Origin of the sequence: Arthrobacter sp. B2a2-09 (genome assembly GCF_027587375.1) — a bacterium.
Taxonomy (GTDB): domain Bacteria; phylum Actinomycetota; class Actinomycetes; order Actinomycetales; family Micrococcaceae; genus Arthrobacter.
The window spans coordinates 112,657-136,545 of record NZ_JAMXIC010000006.1 but is presented as its reverse complement, the minus strand read 5'-3'; the positions used below and the strand labels follow the sequence as shown (position 1 = coordinate 136,545).

Here is a 23,889-nt window from a genome sequence, read left to right as displayed (position 1 = left end):
GTTGGTACCGGCGTGGAAGCCGACGGCGCCACGCTGGTTATATGCGGGCCTAGCCTTTGAGGCCGCTGGCGAAGCCCTTGATGATGGTGTTCTGCATCGCGAAGTAGGCGATGAGGATCGGTGCGATGGTGATGACCAGGCCAGCGAAGACCAGGTTCCACTGCGAGACGTACTGGCTGACGAACGAGAACAGTGCGACCGGCACGGTCTGCTGGTTGCTTCCGCTCAGGTAAAGCAACGGGGTCAGGAAGTCGTTCCAGACGTGAAGAACGTTCAGGATGATGACCGTACCGGTAATCGGACGCACCAACGGGAAGATCACCGAGAAGAAGCTCCGCAGCGGACCCGCGCCGTCGATCGCGGCGGCCTCCTCGTAGTCGAGGGGAACCGCCCGGATGAACCCCGTGTAGAGGAATACCGAGAACGGGACCTGCAAACCGGCGTAGTACAGCACCAGGGAGATCGGGTTGCCGAGCAGGCCCAGGTCCCGGATGGTCGTGTACAGCGGGATGAGGGCAAGCTGGAAGGGCAGGAGCAGCCCCAGCATGAAGACGAAGAACAACCACTTCGACCATCTCTTCGTCACCCGAGCCAGGGGGTAGGCGGCCAGTGCCGAGATGGCGACGATAATCAGCACGCTGAACACGGTGACGAAAGCGCTGGTCAGCAAGGCCTGGCCCAGGTTGGCCTGACTCCAAGCGTCGGAGAAGTTCTGGAACGTGATGTTGGTGACCGGCGACAGGGGGGAGGACTGGTCGTCCGGCGTCTTCAGGGCAAGGTTGACCAGGATGTAGACAGGGAGGAAGAAGAGGACGCCGACCAGGACCATGACGGCCTCGAGGATGAACGTCCGCCAGGTGTAGCGGTTCACTTGGTGCCTCCCTGCTTGCCGAGGAGCTTGTATTGAGCGGTGGAGAGGATCGCGACGAACGCGGTCAGGACCAGGGCCATGGCAATGCCGTAGCTGAAGTCGCCGAACTGGAACGCGTTCTTGTAGATCAGGGTCGACATGGTGTCCGTCGAGGTTCCGGGGCCGCCGGAGGTCATGACCCACACCTGGTCGAACAACTTCAGGCCGCCGATGATCGAGAGCATCAGGTTGATCGTGATCGCCGGAGCCAGCTCCGGGCGGACCACGTACCAGAACCGGCGGAACGGGCCTGCCCCGTCGATCCTGGAGGCCTCGAGGACATCTTCAGGGACTCCCTGCAGGCCTGCCAGGAAAATCACCATGGAGTAGCCGGCGAATTGCCAGACCACGGTCGCGACGATGGACCATAGGGCGATGTCGGCATCCCCCAGCCAATCGTGCTGCAGGGCGCCGAGACCGAAGAACCCCAGGAGCTGATTGATCGCCCCGTCGGGGGTCATGAGGTACTTCCACAGGTAGCCGGTGGCCACCGGCGTAATCACCGCCGGCGTGAACAGGGCCACGCGCAGGATGTTGCGGCTCTTGATCTTGCTGTGTACGCCCAGCGCCAGCAGCAGCCCGATCAGGTTCTGCACCACGGTGATCGCCACTGCGATCAGGAGCGTGTGAACCACCGCGCCGACGCCCCCGGGGTCTTTGAGGAGGCGCTCGAACTGGGCCAGGCCCACGAAGTCTTTGGTAGCCGAGAGTCCGTCCCAGTTGGTGAACGCGTAGGCGGCGCCCTGCACGCTCGGCCACAGGACCACGAACAGGAAGAACACGAGGGCCGGAACCACGAACCACCACGGGACCGTACCGATGCGTCGCGCGGTGAACTTCCGGGTGCTGCGGCTGACGGGCGGAACGGGCGCGGCGGCCTCCGCCACTGCCAGCGACTGGCTATCCGCCGTGCTCATCGTGTCCCTCTAAGCAATGCCGGCACCGGAGTGCTGATCCATCGAATCACGGGAATCTCTCCATCGAGTAGAAACTTTGCTAAATTGAAGCGCTTCATCTGGATTCAGATTAGGGGCCGGATGTGATGTACGTCAATAGCTTTTGAAACGATTTAATTCAGGCCCTGTCAGGGACCGCCGGCTTGACCGCGTCCGCGCGGCCTTCTATTCTTGCGTGAAGCCACAAATGAAGCGCTTTAGGATTGAGGAACGAAACCGCGTGACTAGCCAGACCGCAGACGGGGGCCGTGCCCCCAGCATGCAGGACGTCGCTCGCCTCGCCGGAGTATCCCTTGGGACTGTCTCGCATGCGTTGAACAAGCCGGAGAAAGTCTCGGCGCGTTCGCTCCAGAAAGTCCTCGCCGCCGTCGAGCAGCTGGGCTTCGTCCCGAACAGCGCCGCCCGCTCGCTCGCGGCGGGCAGTAGCAGCACCGTCGGGCTAGTCCTCACCGACATCGACAACTCACTCTTCGTCGACATTGCCAGGGGTGCCGAAGACGAGGCCCGGACCTCGGGCCATGCCCTCCTGCTGGCCAACAGCGACGTCGACTTCAAGCGTCAGGAGTCATACCTGGACATCTTCGATGAGGCGCGGGTGGCTGGCATCCTGTTCACGCCTTTGAACGCAAGCCTTGAAGGTGTCGACCGAGTCCGCCGGCACGGGCGCAGGATCGTCCTGGTCAACTACGCCGGTGGGCGTCAGGACTGCTGCGCGGTCCTCTCGGACGAGGAGTACGGCGGTTACATGGCCGCGCGGCATCTCCTTGAACTCGGCCGGCGCCGCCTGTTGTTCGCCGGCGGTCCCGAGGAGTTCCACGCCGTCAAGGAGCGGCGCAACGGCGCCCTGCGGGCTGTGATGGAGGCCGGCAACGCCACCTTGGAGATCATCTCCTCCCGTCGCCTCAAGAGCGATGAAGGGCGCAAGATCGCTGCCGAAGTAACTGGCCGGCCTGCGGATCGCGTGCCGGACGGAATCCTTTCGCCCTCAGACCGCATCGCGGCGGGGGTCATCCACGAGCTCATGGCAAGAGGCCTGCGCGTGCCCGAAGACGTTGCCGTCATCGGGTACGACAACAACCACTTCGCCACCGAAGTCGCCATCTCCATGTCCACCGTCGCCCAGGACGGACACAAGATGGGCGCGGAAGCAATAAATCTCCTCCTCGACGAGATCCGGAATCCCCGCCACGAACACCGCATCCTGACGCTCAAGCCCCGCCTCATCCCCCGCGAGAGCACCCTGGGGCCCAGCGGAAGGCCCGTCCCGGAAGAAGACGGCAGGCTTCCGCTCGAAGCATGAGCCGGCAAGCCGCGCGGGGTCCAGGGTGGTTGCCTCTGCAGTTACTGCTCGGCTGGAGTGACTTCAAAACCGATCTGGCCACGTTGGGCGACCGGCAGCGTGATCGGCGTTCCGAAAACCTTGGACGTAATACTCGCGATACCTTCCCGCAGATACGGGAAGAGGGTCATAATAGCGACTTCGTTGGCGAAGAGTTCGACTAGGCGCTGGGGCGGAAGATCTCCGCGAAGAACTTTGTATTCAGCTGCCGCGACGACCCGCGCTTCCCCCATCGGGATCGCGATATCGCCGACGATGCGTATGCCGAACACACCTGTTTCGGAGCGCTGCTGGAAGCCAAGAGTCAGCCCCCCGTCACGGGACTCACCGAAATCTTCGACTCCGTCGAATCTTCTTGCTGAAACTTCGTGGAACTCAATTGATCCCAGCTCAGATCGCTCGATCAGATCCTTGACGAGCCGAGCATCGACCGCTGATAGTTCATTCACTCTACTCACCGCGCCAAGTCGAAATCGGTCTGTTTGGATGTCGGAGTAGACCAAGCAGCCGGGCCAAGCCGAACTGCTCGGGTGTGAGCGCCCCGGACAGGAAGGGAGTTGACGACGTCCATTTGCACCCAATCGGATTTTGCCGCAGCGAGGAAGACCGATTGGCCCTGGTCACGCTCAATTCGATGCTCTATCAATGCCCCAACGGCGTTGGCGTACCGTCGCACTGTCGACAACTTCGGATCAGAGTCATAGCGTTCGAATTTCGAGACGGCCTGTTGCGAGACGCCCATACGCTCAGCAACGTCGCCTTGGGTTAGACCTCCTTCGCGGCGAAGGCGGACAAGTTCGGAGCGCATCGTTCGATGCTCCCGGGCCAGAACCTTTGCTCGGGCCCTCACTAATTCCGGGGTCACCATCGGGACGGCGGTTTGGGCTGTGGACATGACGCCATCATAGCCGCACAACCTTAAGGTTGTGCAGTTCGCCTGAATCAAGATTTGGTCCAGCCGTTAGGACGGCCAGACCCATACCGGTCCACGGCAAAGTCGATCTCTTCCTGCTGCGAGACCGCTCCTTTCATGTGCTTGTGGAGCGCCAAGAGTCCATCAGGAAGGTCGTCGGGTTCAGCGTGATAGAACCGAAGTTGTTTCGATAGCGCCTTTCGTCGCAGCTCATAGACCTCGGGATCCGACCGGATCGGCTTAATCGGCGTTCTCGCGTCACCGGTGTCCTCCAACTCGCCCAGAGCCGCAGCTTCGAGAAGGTCATCGATTTCACCTAGTTCATGGCTACGGCTGATCAACGCCAAAGCCCCGCCGCCCCTAGTCCCCTGGGTAGCTGATTCCCGCTTGGCTGCGTGCTTCATCCAGCAGGGACATGGTGGTCAAGGTATCTGCCAACGGCATCGTGGGGCTCTCGAGAAGGCCCTGCTGCAGGCAGCGGATCACTTCGCGCAGCTGGTACGTGTATCCACGGCCGACCGGGATGAATTTCTCCACCCTTTGTTCGCCGGAGCCGGAGGTGATGTTCAGCTCGGTCGGATTGAACAACGGCGCATTGCACCGCAGCATCCCCTTCGTGCCGCATACGGTGGCATTTTGTGGGGTGGCCGCGGTCAACGAGGTCATGGCTTGGACCTGCGCCCCGGAGGAATAGGACAGCGTCAGGGCGGTCTCGGAATCCACTCCGCCATCGCTGAGATGCGCTGTGGCCGTCAACGAGTCGGGGCGCCCCAAGCTGATCAGCGCCCACGTCAAGGGATAAACACCCACGTCCATCAAGGCGCCTCCCCCGTCGTCGCGCCTCCACAGCCGGGATTCGGGATGGTGCGGCGCCGGAAATCCGAGATCTGCCTGCACCCACCGAATCTCGCCGAGTTCTCCGGATGCGATGATTTCCGCCGCCCGCTGCACACTGGGCAGGAAGCGGGTCCATACGGCTTCCATCAGGAACAGGCTTTTCTCCCGGGCCAGCCGGACCAGCTCTTCTGCTTCGCGGGCGTTGATGGTCAGCGGTTTCTCGCACAAGACGTGCTTCCCGGCTTCGAGGGCAGCCTTCGCCACCGAGTAGTGGCTCGTGTGCGGCGTTGCCACGTAGACAACATCCACTGCAGGATCCTGGAGCAGACGCTGATATCCCGGAAGCCCACCGTCGTCGCCGTAGGCGCTTTGGAAGCCGTGTTCGGAGGCAAACGCCTCCGCGTTTTCCTGGGTCCGGGAACTGACGGACTGCAGGACGGCGTCAGGCAGCAGGGCGAGGTCCTGCACGACGGTCGACGCGATCCGTCCGGTGGAAATGACTCCCCACCGGACGGGATCGCCCGATGCAGGCACCGGATCCTGGTTCAGGGAATCAAGAAGCGGCATCCTGGCGAGCAGCGGTTCAGTTGCCGGTATCAACGCTGGCACTGACCTTCCTGTAGTTCTGTCCGATGGAGGACCGGAAGTCCGGTTCGGGTGTGGCATCCAGGGCCACGGGCCAATCCGGGCGATACCCTGTGAGCGCCCACGCCGCCTGAACGGCCGCCCCCCGGGCAACGTATTCGCCTGGGCTCGGAACCACCACAGGGAGGTCGAACACCTGTGCCGCAATCCTTTGGACAGCAGGGTTCTGTACGGCACCGCCAATCAGCAGCAATCGCTCCGCACGGCCACCCTGGTCACGCAGTGCATCCAGGCCTCCCGCGAGTCCGCACAGCATGCCCTCGATAGCCGCCCGGGCGATATTCGGCCGGGTGGTGGAGGCAATGCTGAGACCGTGGAAACTGGCCTTCGCATGGGGCAGATTGGGAGTCCGTTCCCCTTCGAAATACGGCACCAGCACCACACCTCCCGAGCCCGGCTCGGCCTCGAGGGCGAGCCGGGAAAGCTCGTCGAAGTCGACGTCGAGCACTTCGGCAACCGAACTGAGCACACGGGCGGCGTTCAGCGTCACGGCGATCGGCAAGTACTCCCCACTCGCATCCGCGAAGCCCGCCACGGTCCCGCTCGCATCGTTCCCCGGCGAGGAGTCGACGGCGAACACCGTGCCACTGGTGCCCACGGACACGACGACGTCGCCGGGTTTGGCTCCAAGGCCCAGTGCGGCGGCGGCATTGTCCCCCGCCCCGACACCGAGCACGGTCCCGCCCTCGGCAGCGCTGCTTGCGCTAGGCCCGCCGAAACACGCCGGGTGCACGCGCCCTGCGGTTTCACCGGGGCCGAGCACACGGGGCACGACGACGCCGGGCGTCGGCGCCGCCGCCCCGCCCAAGGCTTCCCGGGCGTCCCGGCCGAACGCCAGTTTGAACAAGTCCAGATCGTAGCGTCCGGTCAGCGGACTCCAGTAGCCGGTGCCGCTGGCGTCCGAACGGTCAGTGGTGAGTTCGTCCAGGTCCGGCCCCAGCGGGCTGGAGCCAGCTGGACCGAAACCGCGGAGACGCCACGTGAGCCAGTCGTGAGGGAGCGCGACGGCGGCCACCTTGGCCATGCTTTCGGGTTCGTGGTCCCTGATCCAGCGGATCTTCGTGATGGTGAAGGAAGCCACTGGCACCAGCCCGGTCCGGCGGGCGAAGTCCTCCGCCCCTACTTCTGCGGTGAGGTCTTCAGCGGATCCGGCCGAGCGCGTGTCGTTCCACAGCAACGCCGGCCGCACCACGTTTCCGTCGCGGTCCAGCAGCACCATGCCGTGCTGCTGGCCCCCTACGGACAGTGCCCTGACATCGGCCAGGCCGCCGGCGTCGTCGAACGCTTCGGAAAGCGCCCGCCACCACTCGTCCGGATGGACTTCCGTTCCATCCGGATGGCTCGCCCGGCCCGAACGCACGAGCGCACCGCTTTCAGCGTCCAGGACCACCACTTTGCAGCTTTGAGTAGAGGAATCAACCCCGGCAACAAGGTTCAAGGAAGCAGCGGCCACGGGATCAGCGCGCTCCGAGGAGGTGCTCGATGAAGAGCTGCTGGAGCTTCACGAATCCGAAGCCCTTGCCGCCAAAGTAGGCATCGGCGTCGAAGTCCTCGTAGGCGGATTTGTCCGCACGCAACTGCTCGTAGCCTTCGCCCGGATTCAGGGTGGGCTCGTTGATTTCGGCCACGCGTGAAGCCTGGAGGGCTTCCTGGACCTCGGGGTCGGCACGGAATGCCTTGGCGCGCTCCTTGAGCAGCAAGTAGGTCTGCATGTTCGCGGCCGCGGAGTCCCACACGCCGTCGATGTCTTCGGTGCGGCTGGGCTTGTAGTCGAAGTGGCGCGGGCCCTGGTAGGACGGGCCGCCGTCGGGACCGCCGTTTTCGAGCAAGTCCACCAGGGAGAAGGCGTTCTGCAGGTCACCGTGGCCGAACACCAGGTCCTGATCGAACTTGATGCTGCGCTGGCCGTTGAGGTCGATGTGGAAGAGCTTGCCCTGGTACAAAGCCTGGGCGATGCCGTGCGTGAAGTTCAGCCCGGCCATCTGCTCGTGGCCGGTTTCGGGGTTGATGCCAACGAGTTCCGGGCGTTCCAGCGTTTCGATGAACGCCAGGGCGTGGCCGAGGGTGGGGAGCAGGATGTCGCCACGGGGTTCGTTCGGCTTCGGCTCGATCGCGAAGCGGATGTTGTAGCCCTTGTCCGTGACGTAGTCGCCTAGCAGGTTGACGGCCTCGCGGTAGCGCTCGAGCGCTCCGCGGATGTCCTTGGCAGCGTCGTACTCGCTGCCTTCGCGGCCGCCCCACATGACGAAGGTTTCGGCGCCGAGTTCGGCGGCGAGATCGATGTTGTCCAGCACTTTGCGCAAGGCGAAGCGGCGGACGCCGCGATCGTTGCTCGTGAAACCGCCGTCCTTGAAGACGGGGTGGCTGAACAGGTTGGTGGTAACCATGGGAACGATCATCCCCGTGGCTTTGAGCGCTCCCTGCAACCGGTCGATTTCGCGCTGGCGATCGGCAGCCGAGCAACCGAAGGGGAACAGGTCATTGTCGTGGAAAGTGATGCCGTAGGCGCCAAGGTCGCTGAGCCGGTTGACGGCTTCCACGGTGTCCAGGGGAGGGCGGGTGGCGGAACCGAATTGGTCCTGCGCCTCCCAACCCACGGTCCAAAGGCCGAACGAGAACTTGTCTTCACGGGTGGGCTGAATCGTCATTGAGTGCTCCGGGTAGTCGATGTGGAGTTTGTTTTGCTATCCAACATATTACGAATCTTCGTGATGTCAACCACTTGGAGCCAAGAAGATTTTTCACCCAAGCAACGAAAAATTAGCAAAAGGATCTGGCGCCGCGACTGTCCAGCCATTATGTTGTTATGGACATCAAATAAGGCCGCGGGGCCCTTGAACGAAGGATTCAACAGTGACTGATCAGCTGGTGGCGGAACGCAATTGGGCAGGAAACTACAGCTACCAGGCACCGCAGCTCGCCCATCCCGCCAGCGTGGAGGAACTCCAGGAGCTCGTGGCAGGCGCCAAAAAGATTCGTGCGCTCGGGTCCCGCCATTCCTTCAACTCCATCGCGGACACGTCCGGCACTCTCGTGGTGCTGGACCGTCTGGATCCTGGCATCAATGTGGATGCGGCCAACATGACCGTCACCGTGAGCGGCGGCACGCGTTACGGGACATTGGCTGCAGAACTCCAGCGCCAGGGTTTCGCCCTTCACAATCTGGCATCGCTCCCCCACATTTCGGTGGCAGGAGCTGTCGCTACCGCCACTCATGGCTCCGGTGCCGCCAACGGCAACCTGGCCACCGCCGTCGCGGGCCTTGAACTGGTCACGGCGGACGGCAGCATTCTCAGCGTGCGCCGCGGCGACGAGGATTTCGACGGCATGGTGGTGGGACTCGGCGCACTCGGCATCGTCACCAAACTGACGCTGGACATCCAGCCAAGCTTCGATGTCGCCCAGAGCGTCTTCGAAAACCTCAACTGGGATCTCGTCCTGGAAAACTTCGACCAGATAGCCTCCTCCGCCTACAGTGTCAGCCTGTTCACCGACTGGAGCGGAGAGACAGTGGGTCAAGCGTGGCTCAAGAGGCGCAGCGGCGATCCGGCGCCGGAAACGTCAGGTTTCTTCGGCGGGACTCCGGCAACGGAAGCACGGCACCCTCTTCCCGGCGTGTCAGGCAGCAACTGCACGCAGCAGCTCGGCATTGCCGGGCCGTGGTCTGACCGGCTGGCCCATTTCAGGATGGAATTCACTCCGAGCCAAGGCGACGAGCTGCAGAGCGAGTACCTCATCCCCCGGGAACACGCCGTAGACGCCCTCCGAACTGTGCGCAGGCTCTCCGACGTCGTGACTCCACTGCTGCTGGTTGGCGAAATCCGCACGGTGGCTGCCGACCAGCTCTGGCTGAGCGCCAACTACGGCCGCGACGGCATCGGTTTGCACTTCACCTGGCGCCAGGATCAGCAAGCGGTCGAAGCCATCCTGCCGCTGCTTGAGGCGGAACTGGCTCCGTTCGCCGCGAGGCCGCACTGGGGCAAGCTGTTCGACGCCGGTGCTGCCGCCGTCGCGCCCTTGTACCCTCGTTTCGGCGACTTCATCGCCCTGGCTGATCGGCTGGATCCTTCCGGAAAGTTCCGCAACGACTTCCTGGACCGAACGGTGTTTGGGAGCTGATATTGTCGCGATGATGCCCTCCCCCACCCGAAATCCCGTCACCGCCAGCGAGCCGGATCCGTCGCGGCGCAACAACTTGGCACTGCTGACCTCCCTTGTCCATCACAACGGTGTACTCAGCCGCGCCCAGCTGACCAAGCGCACGGGCCTGAACCGGTCCACGGTAGGCGCGTTGATAGGGCAACTCGTGAACTTGGAAGTGGTGTATGAGACGGCGCCCTCCGGTGAAGCCCAGGTGGGCAGGCCCAGCCCCATCGTCCATCCGCGGCCATCCATAGCCGCCCTTGCGGTCAATCCGGAGATCGATGCTGTCACCATCGGTCTTGTCGGCCTCGGGGGGAAGGTCCAGAAGAAGATCCGTTTCGACACCGAACGGATCCCGACGGCCAAGGAAGCCGTGAACATCGCGGCCGCAGTGATCGCCGGAATGCGGTCCGAGCTCGACGCTTCGTATCGGGTCATGGGCGTGGGCATCGCCGTGCCCGGGCTCGTCAACCGCGACGACGGCGTGGTCCGGCATGCCCCGCATCTGGGCTGGCGCGATGAGCCCGTGGCCCGCATGCTCGGCGAGGCCACCGGATACCCCTGCCACGCGGCCAACGACGCATCGCTCGGCGCTGAGGGCGAGCTCCTCTTCGGCGCCGGCGCGGGCCAGAAGAACCTGATCTTCCTCAACGGCGGAGCCAGCGGCATCGGCGGCGGAATCATCGCTGACGGGGAATTGCTTCGCGGAACATCCGGCTACGCCGGGGAACTTGGACACACCTTTGTCCGCTCGTCCGGCAAACCTTGCCACTGTGGGGCCACGGGCTGCCTTGAAACCGAAGTCTCCCAGTCACCGCTTTTTGAACTGGCCGGGATCGGCGGCGGGGATGCCGGCCAACTCGAGCAGGCGCTCCGTGCGAACAGCAGCGAAGCGGTGGCCGCGGAAGTGGCACGCCAGCTTGAGTATCTCGGCATCGCCTTGCGGAATGCAGTGAACACGTTCAACCCTGAAGCGATCGTCCTCGATGGCTTCCTCGGCGTCTTGCACGCGCTGTCTCCCGGGACATTGGACAACTCGCTCCGGTCCCAGGCGCTGGACGGACCGGCTGGCCAGGTAAAGATCTACCGGGCTGCCCTCGGCTCGGATCTCATGATGATCGGAGCAGCGGAACTGGCCTTTGCGCAGTTCCTCGCGGACCCTGCCGGCGCATTCCCTTCCCCTACTTCTTAGTCAGGTCAACCATGCCGAATCAGGCCCCCTCGCTCAATCAGGCACCCTCGCTTAATCAGGAACCGCGTCACCGCGCGGCATCGCCCATGGGCGAACACTTTGAACTCATGGCCAGCATCGGCGGCCGCAGCCAGCGCGTTGTGGTGACGGAAATCGCCGCGAGCCTGCGGGAGCTCGACGTTGACGGCGTGGCCCTGGTCCAGGACTACCCCTCCGACGCCCAACCGCCGTGGTGCGCGGGCTGGGTCCTGGTCCCGTGGCCCAACCGGGTGGCTGGAGGCACGTGGAGCTACGACGGCGTCGCCCAGCAACTGGACATCACCGAACCGGACCACGGCAATGCCCTGCACGGATTGCTGACGCACACTCCATACAGCGTCAGTGCACTGACCGCGGACAGCATCACGCTCGGCGCCGGGCTCTCGCCGCAGCCGGGATACCCCTTCGAGCTGTCGACGTCGGTCCGCTATCAACTCGTGGGGGACGGGCTGCTCGTCACTCACCGCCTGGAAAATACCGGACCCCGATCCGCGCCCGTCGCGCTCGGTGCCCATCCTTTCCTCCGTTTGGGTAACGTACCCACGGAAGAACTCACGCTCTACATCAACGCCGATACCCACATCGAGGTGGACGAACGCCTGAACCCGAGCGGAATCACCACGGACGTCAGCGGAACCCCGAACGATTTCCGTAACGGGCAGCTGGTGGGCGCCGTTGACCTCGACGACGCCTGGGGCGATGTCCGCCGCGAGGACGACGGAAGCTCCGCGCACTATCTCGAGGCGCCCGACGGTAGCCAAGTCCAGATGTACATGGATGCCTCCTTCGGCTACGTCCAGGCCTTTACCACCACGGAGTTCGCAGCCGACGGCGGCATGGTGACCGCCGTCGCGGTCGAACCGATGACGGCGCCGGCCGACGCCTTCAACAGCGGCGAAGGCCTGCGCTGGCTGGAACCCGGCGAGGTCTGGGAAGCGAGCTGGGGAATCCGTTACCTGACGACGCGCAAATAACCAGGCGCGGCGGAGAATGCCTGACGACACCGGAATACACGCCGCGCCAGGCATTCAGCGTGTCGCCAAGCCGCGCGCGGCGGAGCTACTTCGCCCCCGGCCACCCCGTGTACGACTCTGCAAGGTAAGCCCGCGCGTGCCAGGAGGAGACCACGGAATGGAGTTCGCCAAGCTGGCGGGCACGGCCGAAGTCATCCGAACCGGGGACAGTGTGCAGCATGGACGTCATCCAGTAGGAGAAGTGCTGGGCCTTCCAGACGCGTTCCAAGGCGCGGTCGCTGTAGGACTCGAGGAGCGTGGAAGACCCGCCGCTGTAGAAGGACTCGAGGCCTTCGAAGAGCACCTTGACGTCGTGCAGGGCCAAATTGAGACCCTTGGCACCCGTCGGCGGGACGGTGTGGGCGGCGTCGCCGGCCAGGAACAGGTTCCCGTGGCGCATCGGGGTGTGGACGAAGCTGCGGAACGGCAGGACCATCTTTTCGAGGACCGGCCCCTCCTTGAGCTCAAAGCCGTTTCCGTTGACGCGTTTGCGGAATTCGGACCAGATGCGCTCGTCGTCCCAGTCGGCCACGTTTTCCTTGGGGTCGCACTGGAAGTACATGCGCTGCACATTCTCCGTGCGCTGGCTGATGAGGGCGAAGCCGTTCTCGGAGTTGGCGTAAATCAGTTCGTCTGAGCTGCGCGGGGCCTGGGCGAGGATGCCGAACCAGGCGAAGGGGTATTCGTGGAAGTACCACTTGCGGTTGGCCTCGGGGACCTGGAAGCGGCAGTGGCTGCGGGAACCATCGGCGCCCACCACGAAGTCGGCTTGGATCTCGAATTCCTGGCCCTCGGCGTCGGTGAACCAGACTTTGGGTTTTCCTTCGAGGTCGTGGATGGTGGTGTCCGTGACGCTGTACCGGACGTCACCTCCGTCGTCCTTGCGCCGTGCGGCGAGGTCGAGGAAGACGTCCGTTTGCGGGTAGAGCCACACCGATTCCCCCACGAGCTCCTTGAAGTCGATCCGGTGGCTTTCGCCGTTGAAGCGCAGTTCGATCCCGTCATGCCTGTCGCCGTCGCGAAGCACGCGGTCGGAAACGCCGCTTTCCACGAGCATGTTTACGGAGCCGTGTTCCAGGATGCCAGCACGGACTGTTTCGGCGATCTGCTGGTGGCTGCGGACCTCGATGACGGTGGATTCGATCCCCGATGTGGCCAGCAGGTGGGAGAGCATGAGGCCGGCCGGGCCCGCTCCCATAATGGCCACTTGGGTGGTGATGATCTTACGTGCCATGGCGTTCCTCGCTTCATTGCGGAACCGCGCCTGGAGGGCTGCGGTGGTTCTGCTGATCAGTGTGACCCCCACCGCAGGGTTGGCGTTATATGAATTCCGTTCAACGGAAACCCTTAGATGTTCCGTTGCTCATCGAGCTGACGCCCGATGCCGCGGGCCGCCGTCTGCAGCGCGGGCACCAACGCCTGCAGGCGCATTTCAGCGAGGGGGACCACGACGCCGAGCGCGGCCACCGTGCGCCGCTTGCCGTCCGCGACCGGCACCGCGATGCCCCATGTGTCCGGATCCACCACGCCCGCAAGTTGCGCGTACCCCTGCTGGGCGGTTTCGGCCAAAAGGTGACGGACGACGTCGGCCGTCACCTTCCCGGCCGGGTCGCTGAACTGCTTGAGGTACTCGGCTTGCTGTTCCCGCGGCTGGCTAGCCATCAACGCCAACCCGGCCGAAGATATGTGAACGGGCATGCGGCCGGCTATGCGGGCGCGGTTGGCCACGGATCCCCGGCGGGACAGCCGCTCAACGAACAACGCCTCCCAACCGTCGAGCACGGCGAGGTTCACGTTCTGGTTCAGGACCTGATGGATGTCCTCCATGAATGGCAGCGCCGCTTGCCGGAGGGCCAAGGTGGGTGAATTCCGGTTGACGAGTTCCCACAGCCGCAGGCCGAGGCGGACATTTCCGCCAGCGCCGAGTTCCAGGAGCCCGTGATCGGCGAGCTGCCGAACCAGGCGATGGGCGCTTGTGAGTGGCAAGCCGGCGGTCTCTGCGAGCTCGGAGAGCCGCAGCGATGTGGAGCCTTCGGGGAAGGCCTCGATGATCCGGACGATGCGGTCCACCACTGAATCGCCGGATGCCGAGTTGGCCACTGCGCTCTCACCGCTTCCCACGGATTCCATTGAATGGTGGGCTCCAGTTTACAGCGGCTCGGAGTTTACAGCGGCTCGGAGGGATCCGCCGCGGCATCCTTGAGTTCCCGCCGCGAGATCTCCAAGCCGATCGCGTCGTAGTGCGCCAGCACTACCGGGGAGGCAAATGTACTGGGCTGGTCCAGCAGGCCAAAAGCGAAATCACTGGCAGCAAGGAGTTCTTCATCGGAGTATTTGTCCAGCGGCTGGAGTCCCGCCGCATCGATCGAGGCTGCGAATTCGCCGCTGAGCTCGATCGATTTCGATCCCGTTGCGGCCCCGGGTGGGAGACTGGCAGGCTTGTCCGTGAATTCGAGGGAAACTCCGGATCCGGTGGCGAGGCCCACTTCCGTGGTTCCGCCGTCGATCGCATTGAGGTCGTTGCGGAGTCCCGCCAAGGCCTGCGATTCGACGAGCGCGGCGTGGGAAAAGCCCACTCTGATGTGGGAGGTGATGCCCATTCGCCGAATCCGGCGAACGATGTGAACGAGCGCGGGCCTCGAATCTTGATCCAGGCTCCCCCGGACGTCGATTTCGACTGCGTCCGTGGAGACATCGAATTTTACGAGGGCGTGCAATCTGCGGTCCATAGGTACTCCAAATAAGGGTGTCTATGGCCGACGGCTCAACCTCAAGAAGGTTAGCCTCTGGCACCCCCCGTTGTACACTCCGCGCGTTGACTCACGGAAAAGGCCGGACTCACCCGGCCCGGCTGCGGCCCGGGTCCTGGCCCGGGTCCTGGGCCGGCTCTTCGAAGTGGGTCAGGGTGCCCGCTCCGTCAACGGAATCCACCAAGGACTTGGCGATATCGCGCAATTTCACGTTGCGATTGCTCGAGGCCTCGGTCAGGACCCGGACAGCGTCCTCCTGGCTGCAGCGGCTCTGCGCCATGACAATTCCTACGGCGATGTCAATGACCGTGCGGGACTCCATCGCCGCCCGGAGATTCTTTGCGCTGTCCGCATGGAGGGCGAACCTGATGGCAAGACGCAAGGCCTGCGATACCTCACGGGTGTATCCGCGGGCCCGATCTGCGGCCCTTTCGTCGAACTTGTACGGGGCCTCGGAGTACAGGTTGAGCGCGGCTTTGGCCTCTCCCTCAAGGTTGAAAGGCAGCGACAACACCGACCTCAGGCCGTGCGACGCAACGGCAGTCGCGTAGTCAGGACCCCAACGGTTCTCCTCAAGGAGATCCGGGACGTGGACTTCCCGATCCTCTTCGGCTGCCGTCAAGCATGGCCCCTGGGCCAAGGAATACTGGATCTCGTCCACTTCGCGGGCCGCATCACTGCTCCACCCAATCGTGAGCGCCTTCCGCTCGCGCAGCAGCGTGATCCCACAGAGCGCATCATCGCCGTCGCCCGCCATCTGGTGGGCAGAAAACCGCGCGAGCTCATTGAGGAAGTCCTCGAAGTCGGCACTCTCCAGGATCAGGTTCTGGATTCGGTCGATGGTGGTCGATGTGGAATCTGCAGGAAGCATGGCACGTTCTCCCGGTGAATATGCTGATTGCGGCATGTGGAAATAATAAGTCCCCTTACATAAGGTCCCACACGGTTGGCAATTGAGAAATGCCTAGCGCGTGTCTCCCAATAGGCACCTTCCGGTTCCGGCGGCGTCAGGTCTAGCTAGCGCCGCATGAAGAGTGCTGTCTTCGCGTACATGGCGCTCGCCGCGAGTTCATAGAAAACGACGATCAGTCCGAGCACTTGGCCAGCATCCGTTACTGTGCATTCGACCGAGCGGTCGCTCGTGCGTCGCGCACCCGGAATCGACATTGCAAGCTCGGCGGCGCTTGCCGTCGGCATATCTACAGCAACCGTGAACTGCTCTGGCAGTTCCGGAACTGTGAGAGTCGCCGCGTTACGCACGACGCGCGCCGCGGCTTCGCGAATGGCGTCGCGAGCCACGGAAGGCGCAAGCGATGCGGTGGAAGTGTAGCCGTGCGCGACTTTGACCTCGACTACCTCGACTCCCGCGAACTGTTCCCGTGCGATACGGCAGATCACGTCATCGCCGCTGACGAGCCCAACGGGTACACCGAGCGAAGTCGCGTACATGGCGTTGACCTCGGCCTCCGAGACCACCGCGCCGTTCACCCGTACCTCCGTGAAGTGGCTCGAAAAGGTGTGCGCAAGCACGCCGTATTCTCCTGCGGGGGCGTGATAGCCGATGAACAAGGCGACGTCGCAATCCGCGGTGAGTCCCTCGGCCATGCACTGTGCCTTCGGACTGCCGAACACGACGATGGCCCGGGGGTCGAGTAGCTCGTGAATCAGGTTGTCCATCGTGCCGTGCGAATCGTTGATGACAACCTCGTCCGCACCCCCGTCGAAGGCACCCGCGATTGCGGCGTTAGCCTCAAGCGTCATCAATTCTTGCGCACGTGGATAGCCATGGCCGCCGCGGGCGACCTGGTCAAACGTCGCGACGCCGGCGACGCCCTCCATGTCGATCGAGATAAATGTCTTGACGCTCACGAGCTCTCCTTCGAATGTGGGGCGCGCAGGCGGGACTGCGCTCATAGAACCTCAGTATTGCGGCTACACACCTAACCGCGCCTGAGTCAGCGCAACCAAACAAGGCTTCAGCATTGTGCGATCCGACGAACTGCGGGGGCGGTGGAGCGTCGAATGTAGAGGGACAAGACACCAGTGGACTCACCGCCACGAGAAGGGGAATCACCGTGACGAGCAACGCCTTTACGAACCGCCCGCTTGAGCTTGAAGATATCGCGCGCTTCGTCGTGCCAGCCGAGACTGCCATCTCGCCAGATGGCACGCTCGTGGTCTTCACACGCACGGAAACGTTGAACGGCAAGGCGCACAGCTCACTCTGGGCGGTCAGCGACGGCTCCGAGGCTCGCCGTCTGACGAGCGGCCCGGCCGATTCCGCGCCGCAATTCGTTCCCGATGGCTCCGCAGTTCTCTTCCTGCGAGCATCTGACGGACCAGCCCAGGTGTACCTACTGCCAATCGGAGGAGGCGAAGCGCTGGCACTTAGCTGCACCGCCGACTTCCCCCTGGGTGTTGCTGCCGCCCGCGTCAGCCCCGACGGCCTCCGGCTAGCCATCACCGCACCAGTTTCGCGCAACGTAACGGTATCCGCGGTGGAAGAGCCGATCGTGATCGACAGGCTCGGCTTCAAGACCGATGGGGTCGGCTGGAACGCAGCCGTTCGGCTGCACCTCTTTGTGAGTGAGATCGCATCCGGCCGAGTGCGGCGCCTCAGCGACGGCGACTGGAATGCGAGCGAGGCAAACTGGTCGCCCGACGGCCTGCTGATCGCCTTCACGGCCGCCATCGAACCAAGCAGTGACGTCCATTGGACGAGCGGCGCCTACGTGCTCGACGTCGACGCCAAAATGCCGCTGCCGCGCCGCATAGGCCAGGCCGACAGCGTCAGCGGGGCACTCGCATGGTCACCGGATGGTGGCTCCGTGGTCGCGGTCGGGAATCCCACCCCGCGCATCGGAAATGCCGAGCTCCTTCGTCTTTACGTCGGCACGGATGCGGCCGACGCCTCGTTAACTGCCCCGCTCGACCGCAATGTCATGGCTGGCTTCCCGGGCTACCCAGGCGGACGCCCGGCGTTTCGGGCCGACGGCTCCGAGGTCCTCTACTGCCAACGAGACCGCGGCTGGACGCAGTTGCACGCGGTCGCCCCCGATGGCACGAGCTCACGGGCACTGGTCGCAGGGCCCCACCAGATGGTGTCCGCTCTGTCCGTTGCGTCTGCTTCCGCGCGTGTCGCCTTTGTGCTCACGACCCAGCAGAGCCCCGGTGAGGTCGCGACGCTAGACCTGGCGACAGGCGTCCTCACGGTGCTCACCAGATTGCGCGAGAGCACCCTCGCCGGCATCGAGCTGTTCGAGGCCGAAGAACGCGAGTTCACAATCACGGATGGTACGCGCGTTCATGGCTGGTTACTCTCGGCCCCGGAGACGGATGGCGCGGCACCCCTGCTGCTCGACATTCACGGCGGCCCACACAACGCCTGGAGCGGCGTCGCTGACAGCGTTCATCTTTACCACCAGGTCTTGGCGGCGAAGGGCTGGCGCATCCTTATGGTGAACCCACGCGGCTCGGATGGCTACGGGGACGCCTTCTACCGGGCGGTAAACGGGGGCTGGGGCACCGCCGATGAACGCGACTTCCTCGAGCCGATCGACACGCTCGTTGCCGAGGGCCTCGCCGACCCAGATCGCCTCGCCGTGACCGGTTACAGCTACGGAGGCTTCGGCACCTGTGCGCTCACGGCAGCGACCACGCGATTTGCCGCGGCGGTCGCCGGTGGTCTGATCTGCAACTTCTCCAGCATGGCGGCCGATGGCGAGCACGCCGCGTACTTCTCCGCGATGAGCACCGGGGTTGCGCCGCTCGGCCACTACCGCGAGCTTCTCGATGCCTCGCCGATCGCCCGGGTCACCAATGTCACAACGCCGACCCTCATTCTGCACGGAGCCGAGGACGCCTCCTGTCCCGTCGGGCAGGCAGAGGAATGGTTCAAGGCCCTACGCCTCGCCGAGGTGCCAGCTCGCCTTGTTGTCTACCCGGGCGGGAGCCACCTGTTCATCCTGGACGGCCCGATCGAGCATCGCATCGACTACAACCGCCGTCTTATCGAGTGGCTCGAAAGCTACGCGCGGCCCGTATCGCGCGAGCGGCCGCGCGGTCTCACGGCCGCCGGTCAAGGTGCCGGCTTCTGGCGCCGTCGCCTAGACGTTCTTCGCACGCGCTACGGGGTGACGGCTGCGCAGTTCGGTATCGTGCGGCTCAACGAGAACGGCACCCCGATCGAGTGCACCACTGCGAGCTCGGGAGTACTCGACATCGGCTCTGGCGTATCCACGCCGGACGACGCGCTTTTCCAGATTGGCTCGATCACCAAGGTCTGGACAACGGTCCTCATCATGCAACTCGTCGACGAGGGGCGCCTGGAGCTCGATGCGCCGGTGCAGAGCATTCTGCCCGATTTCGCCCTCGCCGATCACGCCACCGCTGCCGCCGTCACTGTGCGGCACCTGCTGATTCACACAAGCGGCATCGACGGCGACCTCTTCACAGACACCGGCCCCGGCGACGACTGCGTCGAGCGCTACGTCGAGTCACTGAAGAGTGCCAAGCAGGTGCACCCGATCGACGAGCGTTTCTCGTACTGCAACGCCGGCTTCGTCGTCGCGGGACGGATCATCGAGGTGCTGCGAGGCTCCACCTGGGACGCGGCGCTACGCAAGCACATCATCGCGCCAATGGGACTCGAACACACGATCACCCTGACCTCGGACGCCCCACGATTCGCCACCGCAACGGGGCACTCTGGTTTCGGCGATGCGTCCCAGCCGGTTTCGACCTGGTCGATCACGCGCTCCATGGGGCCAGCCGGCCTGATCACGGCGAGCATCGGCGACCTGCTCAGCTTCGCCCAGACCGCGCTCCGTGGCGGTGTTGCTCCCAACGGCACACGCATACTCTCCGCCGAATCGGCCAGAGCCATGCTTGAGGAGCAAGTGAGCCTGCGCTCAGTGTCGCCCGCGACCGTTGGCTGGGGTCTCGGTTGGTTCCTCGAAGACTGGAAGGGAACATTCGTCTACGGACACGACGGGGGCACCATCGGCCAACGGGCCTATCTGCGGGTCTTCCCGGAGGACGGTTTCGCGCTCGCGCTGCTGACCACGGGAGGCCAACCGGATGGTCTCTACCGAGAATTGTTCGGCGATGCCGCTAGTGCCATCTCGGCGGCGCGGATTCCGGATGCCTTGCAGGTGGACTCGAATGGCGCGTCCGCCGGGCTTGCCGCGCTTGCCGAAGGGATTGCTCGGAAACCGGTTGGCTACGCCTCGGGCGGAGCGGCGCTCACTTTCGAGAACGGCGAGAATGGTCCGCAGCTCACAATGCGCGAACTCACCGACATCCTGCAGGACGGCGAGGAGCCCAAAGCAACCACTCTCAAGCTTGTGCCCGCTACCCAGCCCGGGGTCTTGCTCTTCACCGCGCCCGACTCCGCCGGCTGGTCACAATTCCGTCCGCTTGAGAAGGGCGCCTATCTCGGTTACCGCTACATGCCGCACGGTGATGCCTCGTGATCAGTGGTTTCCTCACGAGCGAGGCCAGTCGCGACAAGATCGCCTCACTTGCCGAGGCCGAGGCTGACGCACTAGCTGTGGCCAGCGGGGTCAGCGTTCGCACCCTACACGACCCCGCCGAAATGGAGCTGGCCTCTGCTCTTCTGGCGAAGATCTGGAAGGTCGAGGGTAACGAGCCGCACATCGACCCGGGCCTTCTTGTCGCGCTCGCCCACGTGCACAACTACGTGGCGGGCGCTTACCGCGGCGCGGAACTGATTGCCGTGTGCGTCGGGTTCTTCCACCCGCCGCCCGACCGGGCGCTGCACTCACACATCGCGGGCGTCGTCGGCGGGAGCGACGGGGCAGGGGTCGGCAAGGCGCTCAAATACCATGAGCGGGCCTGGTGCCTTCGCCGCGGGACCGACACCATGACGTGGACCTTTGATCCACTCATTGCGCGCAACGCCTACTTCAACATTCACCGGCTCGGGACAGCCGCAATGAAATACTTGCCCAATTTCTATGGAGAGATGACCGACAGCATAAACCGCGGCCAGGACAGTGACCGGATGCTACTGGTCTGGGATCTGCTGCGGGAGCCCGGGGCCCGCATAGCGGCGGGCACCTCGGAGCCGGAGGCCTGTGTCCTCTACAACGAGGACGGTGTGCCGCGTCTCTCCCTCGACTCCCTGGGCTCAGCGCAGCGCGTCCGGGTCGAGATCCCCTCCGATATCGAAACGATGCGGATCGAGCATCCCGATCGAGCCGCTTGCTGGCGCCCCGCGCTCCGCGACGCCCTCGCAACACTCATGAACGACGGTTGGCAGGTCACCGACTTCGCCCGCCGAGGCCACTACAGTCTCGAAAGGACCCCCACACGTGCGCATTCTCAGCATTGATCTCATCAATATCACCCTGCCCCTTGTCTCGCCATTCACCACCTCGTTCAGCACCCAAACCTCGCGCGCACCGCTACTCGTCAGGGTGACGGCCGAGCACAATGGCCGTGAGGTGACTGGCTGGGGCGAGTGTGTGGTTCTCGACGAGCCCGTTTACTCACCTGAGTACCTCGATGGCGCGCGCGAGGTGTTGCAGCGCTTCCTGATTCCGGCGCTCTACGCCTGGCAGGATGCGGGCAAGGCGCTCACCGCCGAGCTTGTCGGCCACGTGCTTGAGCACTTCGTTGGCCACCGCATGGCGAAGGCCGCGCTCGAGATGGCGATCCTCGATGCCCAGCTGCGGGCGACGGACGTCTCCTTCGCCTCCTATTTCGGCGCGACTGTCGGCGCAGTCCCGTCCGGCGTTTCCGTCGGAATCCAGAAGTCAATCCCGGATCTGCTTTCCGCGGTAGGCGGCTATGTCGACCAGGGTTACGTGCGCATCAAGCTCAAGATTCAGCAGGGCTGGGACATCGAGCCCGTCCGTGCAGTGCGCGAGCGCTTCGGCGATATCCCGTTGCAGGTTGACGCGAATACCGCCTACCGGCTCGTCGACGCCCCGCACTTGCGCAAGCTCGACCCCTTCAACTTGCTGCTGATCGAGCAGCCGCTTGCTGAGGACGATCTGCGTCAACACGCCCTCCTCGCCCGCGAAATCTCGACACCGATGTGCCTGGACGAGTCGATTGTCTCTGCCGCCTCTGCCGCCGACGCCATCGCCATGGGAGCCGCAGCCATCATCAACATCAAGCCCGGACGCGTTGGCGGATACCTCGAAGCCAAACGCATTCACGACATCGCCGTTGCCAATGGGGTCGCTGTGTGGTGCGGCGGGATGCTCGAGACCGGCCTCGGCCGCGCGGCAAATGCGGCGCTTGCCGGCCTGCCCGGATTCACCTTGCCCGGAGACATCTCGGCATCCGATCGCTTCTACAAGCAGGACATCACAGAGCCGTTCCGCATCGAAGACGGCCAGATCCGGATCCCGAGCGGCGCGGGCCTTGGCGTCGAACCGATCCCTGCGGTGCTCGCCGAAGCGACGACACGGACCGTGACGGTCGCCCCGCGGCGAACTCAGACCGCTACGGCGAGCGCTCGGTAAGTAGGCGCAACTGGATCATGGCTGCGAAGCGCGCTTCCGGGTCGTTCAGGTCGATCCCTCCAATTGCGGAGAGCCGGCGTAGGCGATAGCGGAAGGTGTTCGGGTGGGTGTACACCAGCGCGGACGCCGCGGCAACGTCGCCGAAGGCATCTAGCCAAGCGCGGAGAGTTTCAACAAGTTGTGCGTTGCGTACCCGGTCGTACTCAAGCAGCCGCGCGACCGGGCCGCTGGGGCGGTCGCCGCGAGCGGCGGCAAGATCTCCGAGTTCGACGAGAAGCGCCTCAACCTGCACATCGTCGAAGATCACGACCTGCGCATGCGACTTACCGAGTTGAAGCACGCGCAGGGCGCGATCCGCGCTGACGCGGGAAGTGGGGAGTGCCGCATGGTCGTCCGCGATTGTGCCAATACCGAGCAGCAGGCGCCGGTCGCCGCCGATGCGCGCCAGGAATTCGTTGGCGACTCGTGCGGCGCGTCGGTCGGCATCCGCTTGATCCGGGCGAACACTGACGACACCGTAGACAATGTTGCCGATGAGGGCGGCTGCGGAGCGGGGGTATACCGCGCCCAGGTGCATCGAGAGGGCGTCGGCGATGCGTTGCCGTGCGGTGAGAAGACGCGCGTGTGCGGCCCCGCCTTCCTCGTCCTCTTCGGAATCTGCGGCAGCGAGCGCAAGCACAACACACCGGTGATCGGTGAGGCGCAACCGTGACGCGGCATCGGCTGCGCCCGACCCGCCCTCAAGCACCGTGGCAAGTAGATCGGCCCGCAGCCTGCGCTCAACGTCGGCACCGGCGCGTATCCGCAGCATATGCAACGCGACGAGCTTCGCGGCATCCTTGAGCGCCCCGATCCGATCTTTCGGCATTGGTTCGCGCACCGCAACCCAGATGGAGCCGAGAATCTCGTCGCCCGCACGCACCGCGAGCGCCACACGAGGGTAGGAGGCCACTTGGGCGTCGACGTCTACGGGAGCGACCTGGATCGGGTCGGTGCTGCGATACAGCTCGCGGAACACACCGCGCTGTTCCAACTGGCGCATGTAGCGCTCGGGAACCTGACGGCCGAGGATTGTCTCGACGCGGGCGGGATCGGCTTCGTCTTGCTTGCCGGAGAAGGCGACGACTCGGGAGTTGCGGTCCTCGATCGTGACGGGCGCATTGAGAAGTGTCGAAATTGCATTGGCGAGCGAGAAGAGGTCACCGGCGGGCATTCCACCGAGGCCGCTCTCGCCGACATCGCCCTCCGCGATAAGAGAGCGCAGCATCGAAGTGAGTTGGGCCCAGGATGCACCGCGGGTCAGCGCGAGTACGGGAATGCCGGATTCTTCGGACGCGCGTATGATCGCCGGGTCAGCACTCACTGGCGCCCGGAGCACGAGGCCGGCGGCGTCTTGCGTGGCGAGTGTTGTGAGCAGCTGGACGATCTCTTCGGTCTCGCGCATCCCAACGCCGAGCACGAGCGCCCCGTGTGAGGGGATCGCATCGTCGAGGGAGTCGTGGATGATGACCGTCTCGATCTGCTTTTGGCCCTCCGCGTTTCCGCAGACGAGCTCAAGAAGGGTCGTTCCGAGGTCTTCGAGCACCCGGCCAAGGCTTGAGCGCGGCCGCGTCGTCACTGACATGAGCATGCCTCCGACACTACGGGCGGACGGTA

21 protein-coding genes are annotated in these 23,889 nt (G+C 64.3%); 7 read left to right on the top strand and 14 right to left on the bottom strand.

Annotated elements, in window-relative coordinates:
* Nucleotides 1-49: 49 nt before the first annotated feature.
* Both NFJ07_RS09085 and NFJ07_RS09080 read right to left on the bottom strand, forming a co-directional pair.
* Nucleotides 50-871 (bottom strand): carbohydrate ABC transporter permease, encoded by an 822-nt coding sequence (locus NFJ07_RS09085; protein ID WP_269993779.1) that lies wholly within the window; start codon nt 869-871, stop codon nt 50-52.
* Nucleotides 868-1,827: a carbohydrate ABC transporter permease gene (locus NFJ07_RS09080; protein WP_269993778.1), complete on the bottom strand. Its 960-nt coding sequence runs from the start codon at nt 1,825-1,827 to the stop codon at nt 868-870. Before NFJ07_RS09080 ends, NFJ07_RS09085 begins: the two co-directional genes overlap by 4 nt.
* A gap of 259 nt (nt 1,828-2,086) precedes the next feature.
* Between NFJ07_RS09080 and NFJ07_RS09075 the strand changes: the two genes are divergently transcribed.
* Entirely contained in the window at nt 2,087-3,166 is a 1,080-nt protein-coding gene (locus NFJ07_RS09075; protein ID WP_269993777.1) for a LacI family DNA-binding transcriptional regulator, read from the top strand.
* A gap of 41 nt (nt 3,167-3,207) precedes the next feature.
* On the opposite strand, the gene NFJ07_RS09070 is transcribed toward NFJ07_RS09075, so the two are convergent.
* The 6 genes from NFJ07_RS09070 to xylA are packed head-to-tail and all read right to left on the bottom strand — an operon-like array spanning nt 3,208 to nt 8,248.
* Nucleotides 3,208-3,654: a hypothetical protein gene (locus NFJ07_RS09070; protein ID WP_269993776.1), complete on the bottom strand. Its 447-nt coding sequence runs from the start codon at nt 3,652-3,654 to the stop codon at nt 3,208-3,210.
* Nucleotides 3,655-3,659: 5 nt separating this feature from the next.
* Entirely contained in the window at nt 3,660-4,100 is a 441-nt protein-coding gene (locus tag NFJ07_RS09065; protein ID WP_269993775.1) for a helix-turn-helix domain-containing protein, read from the bottom strand.
* Between the two features lie 47 nt (nt 4,101-4,147).
* Nucleotides 4,148-4,465 carry a hypothetical protein gene (locus NFJ07_RS09060; RefSeq protein WP_269993774.1) on the bottom strand — a complete coding sequence of 106 codons (318 nt, stop codon included), beginning with the start codon at nt 4,463-4,465 and terminating at the stop codon, nt 4,148-4,150.
* A gap of 13 nt (nt 4,466-4,478) precedes the next feature.
* Nucleotides 4,479-5,522, bottom strand: a complete 1,044-nt coding sequence (locus NFJ07_RS09055) for a Gfo/Idh/MocA family protein (protein WP_269993931.1) — start codon at nt 5,520-5,522, stop codon at nt 4,479-4,481.
* Nucleotides 5,523-5,538: 16 nt separating this feature from the next.
* Nucleotides 5,539-7,038, bottom strand: a complete 1,500-nt coding sequence (gene xylB / locus NFJ07_RS09050; RefSeq protein WP_269993929.1) for a xylulokinase — start codon at nt 7,036-7,038, stop codon at nt 5,539-5,541.
* A 19-nt stretch (nt 7,039-7,057) separates the two neighbouring features.
* Nucleotides 7,058-8,248 carry a xylose isomerase gene (gene xylA, locus NFJ07_RS09045; protein WP_269993773.1) on the bottom strand — a complete coding sequence of 397 codons (1,191 nt, stop codon included), beginning with the start codon at nt 8,246-8,248 and terminating at the stop codon, nt 7,058-7,060.
* 205 nt (nt 8,249-8,453) lie between these two features.
* On the opposite strand from xylA, the gene NFJ07_RS09040 reads away from it, so the two are divergent.
* From NFJ07_RS09040 to NFJ07_RS09030, 3 genes are read left to right on the top strand one after another with little or no spacing between them, the layout of a single operon-like run.
* Complete coding sequence (locus NFJ07_RS09040; protein ID WP_269993772.1) at nt 8,454-9,719, top strand: FAD-binding protein; 1,266 nt, start codon at nt 8,454-8,456, stop codon at nt 9,717-9,719.
* Nucleotides 9,720-9,732: 13 nt separating this feature from the next.
* Entirely contained in the window at nt 9,733-10,935 is a 1,203-nt protein-coding gene (locus NFJ07_RS09035) for an ROK family protein (RefSeq protein WP_269993771.1), read from the top strand.
* Between the two features lie 11 nt (nt 10,936-10,946).
* Nucleotides 10,947-11,948: an aldose 1-epimerase family protein gene (locus NFJ07_RS09030; RefSeq protein ID WP_269993770.1), complete on the top strand. Its 1,002-nt coding sequence runs from the start codon at nt 10,947-10,949 to the stop codon at nt 11,946-11,948.
* A gap of 85 nt (nt 11,949-12,033) precedes the next feature.
* Here NFJ07_RS09030 and NFJ07_RS09025 read toward each other — a convergent pair whose 3' ends face one another.
* The 5 genes from NFJ07_RS09025 to NFJ07_RS09005 all read right to left on the bottom strand — a co-directional run bounded on the left by NFJ07_RS09025 (nt 12,034) and on the right by NFJ07_RS09005 (nt 16,606).
* Entirely contained in the window at nt 12,034-13,221 is a 1,188-nt protein-coding gene (locus NFJ07_RS09025) for a 4-hydroxybenzoate 3-monooxygenase (RefSeq protein ID WP_269993769.1), read from the bottom strand.
* A 113-nt stretch (nt 13,222-13,334) separates the two neighbouring features.
* Complete coding sequence (locus NFJ07_RS09020) at nt 13,335-14,087, bottom strand: IclR family transcriptional regulator (protein WP_269993928.1); 753 nt, start codon at nt 14,085-14,087, stop codon at nt 13,335-13,337.
* Between the two features lie 65 nt (nt 14,088-14,152).
* A complete protein-coding gene (locus tag NFJ07_RS09015; protein WP_269993768.1) occupies nt 14,153-14,716 on the bottom strand; it encodes a hypothetical protein in 564 nt (187 codons plus the stop codon).
* Nucleotides 14,717-14,825: 109 nt separating this feature from the next.
* Entirely contained in the window at nt 14,826-15,608 is a 783-nt protein-coding gene (locus NFJ07_RS09010) for a GAF and ANTAR domain-containing protein (protein ID WP_269993926.1), read from the bottom strand.
* 146 nt (nt 15,609-15,754) lie between these two features.
* Nucleotides 15,755-16,606 carry a M55 family metallopeptidase gene (locus NFJ07_RS09005; RefSeq protein WP_269993767.1) on the bottom strand — a complete coding sequence of 284 codons (852 nt, stop codon included), beginning with the start codon at nt 16,604-16,606 and terminating at the stop codon, nt 15,755-15,757.
* A 206-nt stretch (nt 16,607-16,812) separates the two neighbouring features.
* Between NFJ07_RS09005 and NFJ07_RS09000 the strand changes: the two genes are divergently transcribed.
* The 3 genes from NFJ07_RS09000 to menC are packed head-to-tail and all read left to right on the top strand — an operon-like array spanning nt 16,813 to nt 22,233.
* Nucleotides 16,813-20,211, top strand: a complete 3,399-nt coding sequence (locus NFJ07_RS09000) for a serine hydrolase (protein ID WP_269993766.1) — start codon at nt 16,813-16,815, stop codon at nt 20,209-20,211.
* Nucleotides 20,208-21,092, top strand: coding sequence for a hypothetical protein (locus tag NFJ07_RS08995; protein ID WP_269993765.1), 885 nt, complete (start codon nt 20,208-20,210; stop codon nt 21,090-21,092). The genes NFJ07_RS09000 and NFJ07_RS08995 overlap by 4 nt, the downstream gene beginning before the upstream one ends.
* Nucleotides 21,073-22,233, top strand: a complete 1,161-nt coding sequence (gene menC / locus NFJ07_RS08990; protein WP_269993764.1) for an o-succinylbenzoate synthase — start codon at nt 21,073-21,075, stop codon at nt 22,231-22,233. The genes NFJ07_RS08995 and menC overlap by 20 nt, the downstream gene beginning before the upstream one ends.
* On the opposite strand, the gene NFJ07_RS08985 is transcribed toward menC, so the two are convergent.
* Nucleotides 22,214-23,863, bottom strand: a complete 1,650-nt coding sequence (locus NFJ07_RS08985; RefSeq protein WP_269993763.1) for a PucR family transcriptional regulator — start codon at nt 23,861-23,863, stop codon at nt 22,214-22,216. The two genes, menC and NFJ07_RS08985, sit on opposite strands and share 20 nt — an antisense overlap.
* Nucleotides 23,864-23,889: the final 26 nt, after the last annotated feature.

Excerpts from the sequence above, each read along its gene's own strand:
- NFJ07_RS09080 (WP_269993778.1), bottom strand. The coding sequence starts at position 1,827 with ATGAGCACGGCGGATAGCCAGTCGCTGGCAGTGGCGGAGGCCGCCGCG.
- NFJ07_RS09065 (WP_269993775.1), bottom strand. The coding sequence starts at position 4,100 with ATGTCCACAGCCCAAACCGCCGTCCCGATGGTGACCCCGGAATTAGTG.
- NFJ07_RS09055 (WP_269993931.1), bottom strand. The coding sequence starts at position 5,522 with ATGCCGCTTCTTGATTCCCTGAACCAGGATCCGGTGCCTGCATCGGGC.
- xylA (WP_269993773.1), bottom strand. The coding sequence starts at position 8,248 with ATGACGATTCAGCCCACCCGTGAAGACAAGTTCTCGTTCGGCCTTTGG.
- NFJ07_RS09035 (WP_269993771.1), top strand. The coding sequence starts at position 9,733 with ATGCCCTCCCCCACCCGAAATCCCGTCACCGCCAGCGAGCCGGATCCG.
- NFJ07_RS09030 (WP_269993770.1), top strand. The coding sequence starts at position 10,947 with ATGCCGAATCAGGCCCCCTCGCTCAATCAGGCACCCTCGCTTAATCAG.
- NFJ07_RS09025 (WP_269993769.1), bottom strand. The coding sequence starts at position 13,221 with ATGGCACGTAAGATCATCACCACCCAAGTGGCCATTATGGGAGCGGGC.
- NFJ07_RS09015 (WP_269993768.1), bottom strand. The coding sequence starts at position 14,716 with ATGGACCGCAGATTGCACGCCCTCGTAAAATTCGATGTCTCCACGGAC.
- NFJ07_RS09010 (WP_269993926.1), bottom strand. The coding sequence starts at position 15,608 with ATGCTTCCTGCAGATTCCACATCGACCACCATCGACCGAATCCAGAAC.
- NFJ07_RS08985 (WP_269993763.1), bottom strand. The coding sequence starts at position 23,863 with ATGCTCATGTCAGTGACGACGCGGCCGCGCTCAAGCCTTGGCCGGGTG.